Source organism: Pseudomonas sp. PA27(2017) (assembly GCF_001945445.1).
Taxonomy (GTDB): domain Bacteria; phylum Pseudomonadota; class Gammaproteobacteria; order Pseudomonadales; family Pseudomonadaceae; genus Aquipseudomonas.
Genome location: NZ_MSXW01000002.1, coordinates 15505 through 29183 on the forward strand (window position 1 = coordinate 15505; position 13679 = coordinate 29183).

The 13679-nt window shown below is 64.0% G+C and carries 15 protein-coding genes; 10 read left to right on the forward strand and 5 right to left on the reverse strand.

Annotation, left to right across the window (positions count from 1 at the left end):
- Positions 1-48: 48 nt before the first annotated feature.
- From fabB to BVH06_RS00135, 4 genes are all read right to left on the reverse strand, one after another.
- Entirely contained in the window at positions 49-1269 is a 1221-nt protein-coding gene (fabB, locus tag BVH06_RS00120; protein ID WP_075930030.1) for a beta-ketoacyl-ACP synthase I, read from the reverse strand.
- 12 nt (positions 1270-1281) lie between these two features.
- Entirely contained in the window at positions 1282-1797 is a 516-nt protein-coding gene (gene fabA / locus BVH06_RS00125) for a 3-hydroxyacyl-[acyl-carrier-protein] dehydratase FabA (RefSeq protein WP_013791679.1), read from the reverse strand.
- 288 nt (positions 1798-2085) lie between these two features.
- Positions 2086-4005, reverse strand: coding sequence for an ATP-binding protein (locus BVH06_RS00130; RefSeq protein ID WP_075932799.1), 1920 nt, complete (start codon positions 4003-4005; stop codon positions 2086-2088).
- On the reverse strand, positions 4002-4925 hold the full coding sequence (locus tag BVH06_RS00135) for an ABC transporter substrate-binding protein (RefSeq protein ID WP_075932800.1): 924 nt from the start codon (positions 4923-4925) through the stop codon (positions 4002-4004). Before BVH06_RS00135 ends, BVH06_RS00130 begins: the two co-directional genes overlap by 4 nt.
- 282 nt (positions 4926-5207) lie before the next feature.
- Between BVH06_RS00135 and BVH06_RS00140 the strand changes: the two genes are divergently transcribed.
- The 8 genes from BVH06_RS00140 (at position 5208) to BVH06_RS00175 (ending at position 11378) form a co-directional block, all read left to right on the forward strand.
- Positions 5208-6230, forward strand: a complete 1023-nt coding sequence (locus BVH06_RS00140; protein ID WP_075932801.1) for an NAD(P)H-dependent glycerol-3-phosphate dehydrogenase — start codon at positions 5208-5210, stop codon at positions 6228-6230.
- An 11-nt stretch (positions 6231-6241) separates the two neighbouring features.
- On the forward strand, positions 6242-6580 hold the full coding sequence (locus tag BVH06_RS00145; RefSeq protein ID WP_075930034.1) for a DUF4389 domain-containing protein: 339 nt from the start codon (positions 6242-6244) through the stop codon (positions 6578-6580).
- A 10-nt stretch (positions 6581-6590) separates the two neighbouring features.
- Positions 6591-7052, forward strand: a complete 462-nt coding sequence (gene sixA, locus BVH06_RS00150) for a phosphohistidine phosphatase SixA (protein ID WP_075930035.1) — start codon at positions 6591-6593, stop codon at positions 7050-7052.
- A 33-nt stretch (positions 7053-7085) separates the two neighbouring features.
- The gene (locus BVH06_RS00155) at positions 7086-7529 is read left to right on the forward strand and encodes a hotdog fold thioesterase (RefSeq protein ID WP_075930036.1); all 444 of its coding nucleotides are present in this window, start codon (positions 7086-7088) and stop codon (positions 7527-7529) included.
- A gap of 122 nt (positions 7530-7651) precedes the next feature.
- A complete protein-coding gene (locus tag BVH06_RS00160) occupies positions 7652-8455 on the forward strand; it encodes an alpha/beta fold hydrolase (protein WP_075932802.1) in 804 nt (267 codons plus the stop codon).
- Entirely contained in the window at positions 8452-9315 is an 864-nt protein-coding gene (locus BVH06_RS00165; RefSeq protein WP_075932803.1) for an alpha/beta hydrolase, read from the forward strand. The genes BVH06_RS00160 and BVH06_RS00165 overlap by 4 nt, the downstream gene beginning before the upstream one ends.
- Before the next feature lie 139 nt (positions 9316-9454).
- The gene (locus tag BVH06_RS00170) at positions 9455-10255 is read left to right on the forward strand and encodes a DUF4892 domain-containing protein (protein ID WP_075932804.1); all 801 of its coding nucleotides are present in this window, start codon (positions 9455-9457) and stop codon (positions 10253-10255) included.
- A gap of 49 nt (positions 10256-10304) precedes the next feature.
- Positions 10305-11378 carry an AI-2E family transporter gene (locus tag BVH06_RS00175; protein ID WP_075930040.1) on the forward strand — a complete coding sequence of 358 codons (1074 nt, stop codon included), beginning with the start codon at positions 10305-10307 and terminating at the stop codon, positions 11376-11378.
- A 13-nt stretch (positions 11379-11391) separates the two neighbouring features.
- Here the strand turns inward: BVH06_RS00175 and BVH06_RS00180 are convergent, their stop codons facing one another.
- The gene (locus BVH06_RS00180; protein ID WP_075932805.1) at positions 11392-12441 is read right to left on the reverse strand and encodes a patatin-like phospholipase family protein; all 1050 of its coding nucleotides are present in this window, start codon (positions 12439-12441) and stop codon (positions 11392-11394) included.
- 139 nt (positions 12442-12580) lie between these two features.
- On the opposite strand from BVH06_RS00180, the gene BVH06_RS00185 reads away from it, so the two are divergent.
- Positions 12581-12853, forward strand: coding sequence for a hypothetical protein (locus BVH06_RS00185; protein ID WP_013791667.1), 273 nt, complete (start codon positions 12581-12583; stop codon positions 12851-12853).
- A gap of 48 nt (positions 12854-12901) precedes the next feature.
- Positions 12902-13510, forward strand: a complete 609-nt coding sequence (locus tag BVH06_RS00190; protein WP_075932806.1) for a flavin reductase family protein — start codon at positions 12902-12904, stop codon at positions 13508-13510.
- The last annotated feature ends 169 nt before the right edge of the window (positions 13511-13679 follow it).

Sequence of the window (13679 nt, forward strand, 5' to 3'; positions counted from 1 at the left end):
CATAAAAAACGGCGCCCGAGGGCGCCGTTTTTCGTGTCAGGCAACCGATCAGTTGCCAGCCCAGCGCTTGAGTACCAGGGTGGCGTTGGTGCCACCGAAGCCGAAGCTGTTGGACATGATGGTGTCCAGCTTGGCGTTTTCGCGGGTCTCGCGCAGGATCGGCAGGTCAGCAACCGCCGGGTCCAGCTCTTCGATGTTGGCCGAAGCGGTGATGAAGTTGCCTTCCATCATCAGCAGGCAGTAGATCGCCTCATGCACGCCAGCGGCGCCCAGGCTGTGGCCCGACAGGCTCTTGGTGGAGCTGATGGCCGGGGCGTTGCCGGCGAACACTTCACGAATACCTTTGATTTCCGCGACGTCGCCGACCGGAGTCGAGGTGCCGTGGGTGTTGAGGTAGTCGATCGGGGCATCAACGGTGGCCAGCGCCTGCTGCATGCAGCGCACCGCGCCTTCGCCGCTCGGAGCGACCATGTCGTAGCCATCGGAAGTCGCGCCGTAGCCGACGATTTCAGCGTAGATCTTGGCTCCGCGAGCCAGTGCGTGCTCCAGCTCCTCGACCACGACCATGCCACCGCCGCCGGCGATGACGAAACCGTCACGGTTGGCATCGTAGGCACGAGACGCTTTTTCCGGCGTGTCGTTGTACTGGGTGGAGAGGGCGCCCATGGCATCGAACAGGCAGCTCTGGCTCCAGTGCTCTTCTTCACCACCACCGGCGAAGACCACGTCCTGCTTGCCGAGCTGGATCTGCTCCATGGCCTGGCCGATGCAGTGGGCACTGGTGGCGCACGCCGAGGAGATCGAGAAGTTGACGCCCTTGATCTTGAACGGGGTAGCCAGGCAAGCCGAAACGGTGCTGCCCATGGTGCGGGTAACGCGGTACGGGCCAACACGCTTGACGCCTTTCTCGCGCAGGGTGTCGATGGCTTCCATCTGATTCAGCGTGGAGGCCCCGCCGGAGCCGGCGATCAGGCCGGTACGCGGGTTCGATACCTGCTCTTCGCTAAGGCCCGAGTCCTTGATTGCCTGCTCCATCGCCAGGTAGGCATAGGCAGCGGCATCACCCATGAAGCGGAACAGCTTGCGGTCGATCAACTCTTCCAGGTTCAGGTCGACAGAGCCCGATACGTGGCTGCGCAGACCCTTCTCGGCGTATTCCGGATTGAAGCGGATACCGGGGCGGCCAGCGCGAAGGTTGGCGGAGACGGTTTCTTTGTCATTGCCCAGGCAGGAAACGATGCCTAGACCGGTAATAACGACGCGACGCATGGAAAGGATCCTTTAGAAACTGTCGGTGGAAGTGAACAGGCCGACGCGCAGGCTTTCGGCACTGTAGATCTCGCGGCCGTCGACACTCACGGTGCCATCGGCGATCGCCAGGATCAGCGAACGGGTGATGGTACGTTTGATATGGATGTTGTAGGTGACCTTCTTGGCGGTAGGCAGAACCTGGCCGAAGAATTTCACTTCGCCCGAACCCAGGGCGCGACCACGGCCAGGGTTGCCCTGCCAGCCGAGGAAGAAGCCGACCAGCTGCCACATGGCGTCGAGGCCCAGGCAGCCTGGCATCACCGGGTCGCCTTCGAAGTGGCAGCCGAAGAACCACAGATCAGGATTGATATCGAGCTCTGCGACAATTTCGCCTTTGCCGTACTTGCCGCCCGTTTCGCTGATGTGGACGATCCGGTCGATCATCAACATGTTGGGGGCGGGCAGTTGCGCATTACCCGGGCCGAACAGTTCGCCGCGGCTGCAGCGCAACAGATCTTCCTGGGTGAAGGCGTTTTGTTTGGTCATGCGAGCTCCTCAATAATCCCCACGCGCCTCGGCTGGGTAAATCGTCCTGGCCGGCTGCGCATGAGTGATGCGACTGCCAGCAGCCTAGTCATAGACTGTTGCGTTGTGGTGAAAGTCACAGTGTGGTGAGTACAGTTGTACTCTGCAGGCGGCAATGGTGTCACAGATGCCCCTTTGATGCCCACTTCAACCAACAAGCGTGCAGTATTTTCGCCCATCTGACTAGAGGTTGCGAGTGTTGCACGCCGGTGTGAGGCGCGATTTCGCACGGCTGCGACGCGACCGGCGTCAGTGCGCGGTACCGTCAGCCGGCAGCCAGCGATTGAGCACGTCCTGCAATTCCATGCGTTTGAACGGCTTGGCGAGGTAATCGTTCATTCCGGCTTGCAGGCAGGCCTCGCGGTCGCCCTGCAGTGCGTTGGCGGTCAGCGCGATGATCGGTAGGCCGCCTGACGGGCCGAGATCGCGGATACGCCGGGTGGCTTCATAACCGTCCATGACCGGCAGGCGGCAATCCATCAGGACGGCGGCGAATTGCCGTTCCCTTACGGCCGTGAGGGCCTGGGCACCATCGCCCACCAGTTCGACCTGGTAGCCAAGGCTGCGCAGCATGGCTTCGATCACGGTTTGATTCACCGGGTTGTCTTCCACCAGCAACACCGAGCGGCTGGCCTGCGCAGCGGGCGCGCTGGTGGCGTTATGGTCGGGCAGTTGCGGTTGTTGGGCAGAAAAGGGCAGGGGAATCTCCAGGGTGAAACAGGAACCGCGGCCCGGTTCGCTCTGCGCCTTGAGCGTGCCGCCCATGCATTCGGCCAGGGTGCGGGCAATGGGCAGACCCAGTCCGGTGCCGCCGTAGCGGCGGGAAATGGAATTGTCGGCCTGCTGGAAGGCATCGAACATGGTTTCCAGGCGCTCGGCGCTGATACCGATCCCCGTGTCGTGCACCTTGCAGGTAAACCACAGTACCTGATTGTCCAGAGCTTGCCAGTGGGCTTCGATGCGTACTTCGCCGCGTTCGGTGAACTTCAGGGCGTTGCCGATCAGGTTGACCAGAATCTGCCGCAGGCGGGTCGGGTCGCCCTGAACCTGTGGCGCCTGCAGGCCGTCGTCCAGCTGCAGGCGCAGTTGCAGGCCGCGTTGCTGGGCGCTGTGCTGGAAGGCCTGCAGGGCGGCTTTGAGCAGCGCCGGCAGGTTGAAGCTGATCAGCTCCAGCTCCAGGGCGCCACGTTCGATGCGCGAGAAGTCCAGGATGTCGTTGATCACTTTCAGCAGGTGCTCGGTGGACTCCATGGCCAAGGCGGCGTATTCGTGCTGCTCCTCGCTCATTTCGGTGGTGTCGAGCAGTTGTAGCATGCCGAGCACGCCATTCATGGGGGTGCGCAGTTCATGACTCATCATGGCCAGGAAGTCTGACTTGGCGCGGTTGGCCAGGTCGGACTCCTCGCGTGCCTTGATCAGCAGGGTCATGGCCTGTTGCTGTTCCTGAGCGGCATTGTTCAGCCCGTTGGCCAGGTTGTTGATGTGCCGGGCCAGCGTCGCCAGTTCGCCGCCGCCGACCTCGGGAAGCGTGGCTTGATAGTTACCGGCCTGAATGGCGGTGACGGCATCGCTCATCTGGCTCAGTGGTCTGGATAGCCGGCTGGCCAGACGCCGCGCCAGCAGGAAGGTCAGCAGCAGGGCGAACATCACCAGCGCCGCGACCTTGAGAAGAATTTCCTGCTGCCTGGAGTTGAAGGCATCGCTGGACATGCCGACGACCACCCGACCCAGATAACCGCCGTCAGGGGGCTCGGCCGCCCGTGGCCGCGTTTCGCCGAAATCCGTATCGAGATCGATCTGCTGTTGCTGGATGGGGGCCTGGAAAATGTCCAGATGGCCGTTACCGACGTGCGGTTGGTCGGGCTGTTCCAGGTAGGCCAGGATGTTCTCGTCACGGTCGCGCACTTCGATGAAGCGCACGTGGGGCGTTTTCAATGTGGCCAGGAGCAGGGACTCCAGTACGCGCCGATTGCCGGAAATGACGCCGTACTCGGTGGCCGGGGCCAACTGGCCGGCTATCAGCTGGCCGGTATGGTTGATCTCCGCACGCAGATCCTGCAGGCGATTGAAGGTCAGGAAACCGGTCAACAGCAAGGTCAGCAGCAGGGCTGGGCCGACGCTGATGAGCTGGGTACGGACGTGGATGTTCCAGCCTCGCCACGATTTCATGGCGTGTCTCCTTGCGATAGATGCCGGGCGAGTTCTGCATCGCTGGGTAGCGTGATGCCCAGCGTGCGTGCCACTTGCGGGTTGCCGAGCACCTTGAACGTGTTCGAGTAGATCCCTGCCGGCCACTGTGCTGGCGCCTGGTCGAGCACGCGGTCGAGGGTGACGAGCCAGTCGTTCTGGTCGCCGTAGGTGCTGGCCAGGCTGCCGGCGCGCACGAAGCCTGCGCTGGGACCGATCAGCGCGTGCTGCTGGCCGTAGCTGGTCAGCAGCAGGGTCTTGGCGGTCAACGGGTTGTAGAGGTCGTCGTCGGCGACGGCGAGCAGCACGTCGCTGGCACCGAGCAAGCGGATCACCGGGTTGTTGTCACGGGTGTCCGGCCAGGCCTGGGCCACGATTTGCAGGCCCAGCTCGCTGGCAGCCTGTCGCAGCTCCGGGATCAGGAATTCGCTGTGCGGGTCATGCAGCACGCCTACGCGCTTGGCACTTGGCAGCAGATGCTTGAGCAGGCGCAACTGGCGGTGGGGAGCCGGATCCTGCCAGAGCACGCTGAGGTTCGCAGGCTGACGCCCCCCGAGGGTTTCGTGGGCCTGGGTCTTGTTGACTTGCAGCACCAGTGTCGGTGGGCCATACGACGATTCGAGGCGCCAGGCCAGTGCCGACTGGCCGAACAGGATCAGGCGCGTATTACCGGGCATCTGCTCGAGCGGTGGCATTTCGTTCAGCGGCACGATGCGAACGCGGTCAGCGGGGCGTGCCGCTGCCAGCGCGCTGCCGAACTGCTGCAGGGTGGTGGTATCGCCTGCCGTGCTCAGCAGCAGGTCCGCCGCCTGAGCCGCGGGGGTGAGTAAGCAGAGCACGACCAAGGCGCGCCTAAGCCAGGCGCGGCAGCGCGCACTGGCGTGCGGGCGGTGGTCGGTCATCGGGGCAGCGGATCCACTAGGCAGCATGGGGCCCGGCCGGCACAGGTGAGCGATGCCGCCAGCAGCACATATCGATAAAGAATAATAATGAAAGTCACGCAACGGCCCTGTTCGCGCAGAGCGGGCATGTTAACCGAGCCGCGTCGCAATGCCAGCCATGCTTCGCCAAATTGCGACCCTCTTCGGATGCCCGGCAATGCGCCGCGACGCCACAAGACTGGTCGTATAACCTGCTAACCGTATAATGCCCGCCACTTGCACAGCATTCAAAACGGACTGGTCATGACTCAACAGCAACCTATCGCGGTACTGGGTGGCGGCAGCTTCGGCACCGCCATCGCGAACCTGCTGGCACAGAATGGGCATCGCGTTCTGCACTGGATGCGCGACCCCGTGCAGGCCGAAGCCATCCGCACTCAGCGGGAAAACCCTCGCTACCTCAAAGGCGTGAAAGTACTCGACGGCGTTGAGCCGACCACCGATCTGCCGGCAGTGCTCGAGGCGTGCGAGCTGGCGTTCGTAGCGCTGCCATCCAGTGCGTTGCGCCAGGTCCTGCAGCCGGTGTCGGCGTTGTTGACCGGCAAGCAATTGGTCAGCACCACCAAAGGCATCGAAGCGCAGACGTTCAAGCTGATGAGCGAGATCATCGAGGAGGTCGCCCCTCAGGCGCGTATCGGCGTACTGTCGGGGCCGAACCTTGCCAAGGAAATCGCCGCGCACACGCTGACCGCCACCGTGGTGGCCAGCGAAGACGAAGCACTCTGCCGCGCCGTGCAGGAAGTGCTGCACGGGCGCACGTTCAGGGTCTACGCCAGCGCCGATCGCTTCGGCGTCGAGCTGGGTGGCGCGCTGAAGAACGTCTACGCCATCATCGCCGGCATGGCGGCGGCGCTGGGCATGGGCGAGAACACCAAGAGCATGCTGATCACCCGGGCGCTGGCGGAAATGACCCGCTTCGCCGTGCATCTGGGCGCCAACCCCATGACGTTTCTGGGCCTGGCGGGGGTCGGCGATCTGATCGTCACCTGCTCCTCGCCGAAAAGCCGCAATTATCAGGTCGGTTTCGCCCTGGGTGAGGGTTTGAGCCTGCAGGAGGCCGTCGAGCGCCTGGGCGAAGTGGCCGAGGGCGTAAACACCATCAAGGTGCTCAAGGCCAAGGCCGAAGAGCTGCAGGTTTACATGCCGCTGGTGGCGGGGCTGCATGCGATCCTTTTCGAAGGGCGCACCCTGGATCAGGTGATCGAGGCGCTGATGCGCGCCGAACCCAAGACCGATGTCGACTTCATTCCAGCTACCGGCTTCTGAGGACAATGACCATGAATGACCACACCAAGGGCGAGCCCATCGGCTTGCGCATCGTCTGGATGCTGCTGTTCCTGTTCGTCTGGCAACTGGCGGAATTGTTGCTGGCCGGCGTCGTGCTGCTGCAACTCATCTATCGCGTTTTCTATGGCGCACCGAATGGCGGCCTGCTGAGTTTTGGCGACAGCCTCAGCCAGTACCTGGCGCAGATCGGTCGCTTCGGCACGTTCAATAGCGAGAGCAAACCCTGGCCGTTCGCTGACTGGCCGGCGCCGCGGCCGCCACAAGGCGAGGCGGCGCATAGCGTGCCGCCCGCACCTCACCCAGTGAGGGATGAGGAGCCAAAACTATGAGCCAGCCAGCATGAGGCTGTGGTTGCTGCGCCACGGGCAGGCCGAGGCCGAGGCGCGTACCGATGCGGCGCGTGAACTCACGGCCCATGGGCGCGACGAGGTTCGCCAGTCGATCGAGCACCTGCGTGGTCGCTCGCTCAGCATTTATGCCAGCCCATACGTACGTGCGCAGCAGACGGCTGCATTGGTTTGCGGCACTCTGGCAGTGGAGCGCGCGCTGCAGACCGTTGCCTGGCTGACCCCCGACAGCGATCCGCGCGACAGCCTGAGCAGGCTGCAGCACCTGGCTGGCGAAGAAATCCTGCTGGTTTCTCACCAGCCCTTCATCGGCGCCCTGGGCGGGCTCCTGGTACATGGTCATCGTCAGCAGCCGCTGGCCATGCACACGGCCAGTCTGGCACTGCTCGAAGGCGACGACCTGATCGCCGGTCTGATGTCCCTGCAACTGCTGGCGCACCCCGATGTGCGCTGAGCGAGCCGAGTCGAAAAACAACAAGGATCGACCATGAGCATCTGGCGCCAGACACCCAACCTCGATGAACTGAACGCTGGCCAGCGCAACACCATTGGCGAGCTGCTGGACATCCGCTTCGAAGCCTTCGATGACGAGTCCCTGACGGCCAGCATGGTCGTCGATTCCCGCACCCACCAACCCTACGGCTTGCTGCATGGAGGTGCCTCGGTGGTGCTGGCGGAAAGCCTGGGCTCCACGGCCAGCTACCAGTGCATCGACACGCAGAAGTTCTTCTGCGTGGGCCTGGAGGTCAATGCCAATCACCTGCGCGGGCTGCGCAGCGGGCGTGTCACTGCGGTGGCCAGAGCGGTGCACCTGGGCCGTACCACTCATGTCTGGGATATCCGTCTGAGTGGCGATGATGGCAAGCCCAGCTGCATTTCCCGGCTGACCATGGCCATCGTGCCGCACGGCAGCCAGGCGCCGCAGCGTTAGAAAAGATGACCATCGTGCCGCGTAGATGGCCGGAGCGTCGTCTCTCCTGACCGTTACGGGCGTTGCCGCCTGCCGGGGGCTGCCTGACAATCCATGCACTGCCTGCCACCAGCGCGACTGCCATGCACCAGCTGATCTTCTTCGCTCACGCCAACGGGTTTCCCTCGGCCACCTACCGCAAGCTGTTCGCGGCGCTGGCGCCGGAGTACCAGGTGCAGCACCTGGCCCAGCACGCACATGACCCGCGCTTTCCGGTGAACGACAACTGGAGCAATCTGGTCGACGAGTTGCTCCATCATCTCGAGCAGTGCGCCGAACCGGTGTGGGGCGTAGGTCACTCGCTGGGCGGGGTGCTGCATTACCACGCGGCGTTGCGTCGGCCCGATCTCTATCGTGGTCTGGTGATGCTCGACTCGCCGGTGCTCAGTCGCCTCGATCAACTGGTGATTCAGGCGGCCAAGCGCCTGGGCCTGATCGACCGCCTTACGCCAGCGGGGCGCACTCTGGGGCGGCGCGAGGCTTTTATCGATGGCCAGCAGGCGCGGCGTTATTTTGCCGAGCGCACGCTGTTCAGCCGCTTCGATCCGGAGTGCCTGGATGCCTATGTCGAGCACGGTCTGCTCCCTCACGAAGACGGCCTGCGCCTTAGCTTCGAAGCGGCGACTGAAATCAACATCTACCGCAGCGTGCCGCACACCAGCCCAGGGCTGCCGCAACAGCTGCAAGTGCCGCTGGCGTTGGTGAAGGGCGCCGAAAGCCGCGTGGTGCTGGCTCATCATGGGCGCATGGCACGGCGCGCACCGCGGGGTGAGTTCCTGACGCTGCCGGGCGGGCATATGTTTCCGCTTGAACACCCGGACGCCACCGCGCAGTTGATCCGCCGGCTGTTCACGCGCTGGCAGAAACCCGTCGAGGGCGTGCAGTGAGTCGCGAACCCGAAGAAATCAGCCTGCGCCTGCCGCATATCGAACTGGCCGCTCAAGTGTACGGCCCGGCCAACGGTGCGCCGGTGATCGCCCTGCATGGCTGGCTGGACAACGCGGCAACCTTCGCCCGCCTGGCGCCGAAGCTTCAGGGCCTGCGCATCGTCGCGGTGGATTTCGCCGGCCATGGCCATTCGGCGCACCGCCCGGCTGGCGCTGGCTATGCCCTGTGGGACTACGTGCACGATGTGTTGCTGGTCGCCGAGCAGCTCGACTGGCCGCGATTCAGCCTGCTCGGCCATTCCATGGGCGCGATCGTTTCGGTGCTGTTGGCGGCGACCTTTCCCGAGCGCGTGCAGCGCCTGGCGTTGATCGATGGGCTGGTGCCGCCGACCATCGAGGCCGATGGGGCGGTCGCCACGTTGGCCGAGGCGCTGCGTGGGCGCCTGGCACTTTCGGGCAAACGCAAGCCGGTGTACCCGAGCCTCGAGCGCGCCGCCCAGGTACGTCAGCGCGGTGTCGGCCACGTCAGCTTCGAGGCGGCTTGCCTACTGGCGCAGCGTGGGCTGATGCCAGTGGCGGAAGGCCTGACCTGGCGCACCGACAGCCGCCTGACCCTGACAACGCCCATGCGCCTGACCATGGCCCATGTGCAAGCCTTCGTCATGGCGCTGCGTTGCCCGACGCAGTTGGTCCTGGCCGAACAGGGCTTGCTGGCGCCTCGCGAGCACTTGACCGAGTTGCTGGCGCAGACGGCGATCACTGTCCATCGCCTGCCTGGCGGGCACCATCTGCATCTGGACGACGAGCAGGGCGCGCAACTCGTAGCAGACTGTTTCAAAGCATTCCTGAGTGCGCCTTGACGCCCCGTTACAACTGGGGAAAGGTGTCGGGTACTGCCATGGAGAACTGCATGACCGACCTGTACACCCTAGCGCCGGATGCGCTACACACCCCAGTCTGCCCCTCGATTCTTCTCGCTTGCGCGATAAGCGGGGCGGCATGCGTCTGAGTTACCTGCTTGCACTGCTGGTGGTCAGCCCCTTTGCCAGCGCCGACGTGGCCGGTAGCCGTGATCTCGATGTGTTGCCGCGCTTCGCAGGCAGTGAAATCGTCACCTTCAAGGAAGAGGCCGACCAGGAGCGCGTGTATCCCCAGGGAACCGTGCGCCGTATCAGCGGGCGCCTGCGTTACGAGCGCGAAGTACTTGTTCAGGGCGCCCTGACCGCGGTCACCTACGAGTTGCCGCGTACCCATAGCGCCACCGAAGTGTTCACCCAGGCGCGCGAGGCCCTGCAGGACAAGGACGCCCAGTTGCTCTACTGGTGCCAGGGCCGGGAATGCGGCTCCAGCAGCCTGTGGGCCAACTCGGTGTTTGGCAATTCGACGTTGTACGGCTCCGACGACCAGCAGGCCTACGCCTTGCTGCGCCTGGCGGAGCCCAACGAGAACAGCCTCGTGGCGCTGTACAGCATCACCCGCGGTAACCGCCGCGCCTACCTGCACGCCGAGCTGTTGGCGGCCGATCAGCCGCTGGCGAAAGTGCTGCCAACCCCGGCCACGCTGTCACGACAGCTCAAGAGCACCGGCGAGCTGCGCTTGCCGCGGCAGGACGAGCCCAAGCCGGAGTGGACGGAGCTGCTGGCACGCAGCCTGAACCTGGACAGCACCCTGCGCGTCAGCCTGTCCGGCGCCAATGCCGAGGCCTGGCGTGAGGCGCTGATCGAAGAGCGCGTCAGGGCCGCGCGTCTGGAAATTGGCGAGAGCAGTGGCGACGGTTTGCGCATCGACGTGCTACGTTGAGCGCGCCCGTGCCACGGGCTTGAGTCTGGTTTTCTGGATGTTTTGAAAAATGCCGAATAACGACCGCTTGCTGGTGCAGATTCTGCTACTGGGGTTGCTGGGTGCGAGCCTGTGGGTGCTCGCGCCATTCTGGTCCGCGCTGTTCTGGGCTGCCGTGCTGTCTTTTGCCAGCTGGCCGGTCATGCGCTGGCTGACCCGCGTGCTGAAGGGCCGCCAGTCGGTGGCCGCCGGTTTGCTGACCGGCGTGTGGATCGTATTGGTGGCGGTGCCGCTGGTGATGCTGGGCTTCAACCTCGCCGACCACATTCGCGATGCCACGGCGATGCTCAAGGACGTTCAGGTCGATGGTCTGCCGCCACCGCCAGCCTGGCTGGCCTCGGTGCCTCTGGTGGGTGAACGTCTGGTGAGCATCTGGGAAACCCTCGATCAGCAAGGCTCGGCGCTGTTCGCCACGGTGCAGCCTTATCTCGGTCAGGTCGGTAATTTCCTGCTGGTGCGCAGCGCCAAGGTCGGCGGCGGCATTCTCGAACTCGCCCTGAGCCTGATCCTGGTGTTCTTCTTCTATCGCGATGGCCCGCGCCTGGCCGCTTTCGTCGAAAGCCTGCTCGAGCGACTGATCGGCGACCGCGCCCAGCACTATCTCGAACTGGTCGCCGGCACCGTGCAGCGGGTGGTCAACGGGGTAATCGGCACGGCCGTGGCGCAGGCCTTGCTGGCCTACATCGGCTTCATGATCGCCGGCATTCCGGGCGCCTTGCTGCTGGGCCTGCTGACCTTCGCCTGCAGCCTGATCATGGTGCCGCCGCTGGTATGGGGCCCGGCCGTAGGCTGGCTGATCTGGCAGGGCGAGATCGGCATGGCGATCTTCCTCGGCGTGTGGGGCTTTTTCATCATCAGCGGCGTGGACAACATCCTCAAGCCGTACCTCATCAGCCGCGGCGGTAACCTGCCGTTGGTCGTGGTGCTGCTCGGGGTGTTCGGCGGCATCCTGGCCTTCGGTTTCATGGGCCTGTTCCTGGGGCCGACCCTGCTGGCCGTGGCCTACAGCCTGCTCAGCGATTGGGTCGCGCACAAGGCGCCGGCTGGCCTGCCGCCACGTGAGGAGCGTCGGCCACCGTTGTGACCGGAGCGGCGACTCAGCGGTCGCCGCGCTCGTATCTGTCCAGCGTGTCGCGGGCGATCTGCCGGCCTAGCATGATCAACTCCGGCGCCTTGTAGAACTCGAAGAAGCGGCATACGCGCTTGGGCACGTTGATCAGGATGTCCGGCGGGTAGCCGGCGATCTTGTATTGCGACAGCGACGTCTGCATGACCTCGAAACTCTGGTTGATCAACTCCAGCAGCGATGCCGGCCCGGCCATATGGGCGACTCGCGAGCCGCTGGCCGACTTGGGCGCACTGTCGTCCTGTGGCGCGGCGGCCGGTTGCTGGCCATGGGGGCTCAACGGTTCCTGCAGCCACAGGTCGGCCTGCTCGAGTGCCTTTGGCGACGAGCCGCCTTCGAGAAGCAGCAAGGGATCGTCCTCGCCACCCTTGCGCCGCAGCGAGGGCAGGCGCGAGCCCAGGGAGGTCATCAACTGATCGAAACGCCCCTTGATCGCTGCCGGGCGCTCGACAACGGGCAATTGATAATGCTGCTGATGGGCGGAGTTGAGGTTGACGGCGATGATCAGGTCGCAGTGGCTCGATACCACCGGCACGATGGGCAGTGGATTGAGCAGGCCGCCGTCCACCAGCATGCGTTTGCCCTGAATCACCGGCGTGAACAGGCTGGGGATCGCTGCCGAGGCGCGCATGGCCTGATGCAGGCAACCTTCCTGGAACCAGATTTCCTGCTGGTTGGTGAGATCGGTGGCCACCGCCGTGAAGGGGATGTTCAGCGACTCGATGTTGATTTCGCCAACGATCTCGCGAATCCGCCCGAAGACCTTCTCCCCGCGTATGGCACCCAGGCGAAAGCTGACATCCAGCAGGCGCAGCACGTCGAGGTAATCCAGGCTCTGGGTCCAGTCGCTGTACTCCTTGAGTTTGCCGGCCGCATAGATGCCGCCGACCACCGCGCCCATGGAGCACCCGGCGATGCAGCCGATCTCGTAGCCACGCGCTTCCAGTTCTTCGATCACGCCAATGTGCGCATAGCCACGCGCCCCGCCCGAGCCCAGCACCAAAGCCACTTTCTTGCTCATTCAGCTCTCCCTGATCTGCGGCTAAGGTTGCAGCGCATTTTGCGCCGAGCCGCAGGTTGATAGTGGCACTTTTTCACTAGCCGATCGTCATACACAACACCGGCAACCTGATTGCCGGCCAACCTCTGGAGTATGCGACATGAAAGCCTGGATTCTCTTACCGATTGCGCTGTTGGCGGGCTGCTCAGCGACCACTTCCTACCGTGACAGTTGCGCGACCCAACTCGATGCGGCCTGGCAGGAACTCGACCTGGCCAAGGCCGAAGGTTTCGCCGGTACGGTCAGCTATTCCAAGGCCGCCTCGCTGATGACGGCGGCGAAAACCCAGCAGCAGTTCGAGGCCTACCGCGGCTGCACCAACAAGTCCGAGAAGGCGCGTTTCTACATTCGTGAGTCCCGAGCGGGCCGTTGAGTCGCGCACTGGAGTAAGCTTGCGGCAACCTGATTGCCGGAGATCGCAATGCTGCTCGATTTCGCTGACCTGACCCCGCTGGACCGTTACCGCTGGCTCGCATCGAGCGTAACGCCCAGGCCCATCGCCTGGGTGTCGAGCATTTCGAAGGAGGGCGTCACCAACCTGGCGCCCTTCAGCTTCTTTCAGGTGATCAGCGATGACCCGGCGACGCTGATGGTCAACGTCGGCACCCGGGACGACGGCGCATTGAAAGACACCCTGCGCAATGCCCAGGAAATCGGCGAGTTGGTCATCCATCTGGTGTCGTTCGCACAAACCGAGGCCATGAATGCCAGCGCGGCGATCCTGCCGCGCAGCACCAGCGAATTCGTCCATTGCGGTATCGACTCGATCGCCAGTACCCGCGTGGCGCCGCCGCGGGTCAAGGGCGCCGCCGTGGCGTTCGAGTGCCGGGTCGCGCAGATCGTGGGCTATCCGGATAAACAGCCCAATCATCATCTGATCTTCGCCGAAGTGCTGTTGGCGCATATCAGTGACGAGGTGCTTAATGAAAAGGGGCGCATCGACCCGCAGCGCCTCGATCTGGTGGGGCGTCTTGGCGGTACCGCCTACAGCCGCACCCAGGACACCTTCGACCTGCAGCGCCCGCTGTAATCTACCAGTAGAGCTCGATACGCGAACGCGCAAAGCACTGGTCGCCCCGGATACTGGCCCGCGCCAGGGCTTCGCGATCGACCAGCAGGTCGGCATTCTAGTAGCGGATCCGGCACCGTCCCGGCCGTTCAACGACGACCGGCATATCCTGAAAACGACTCCGCGTTAG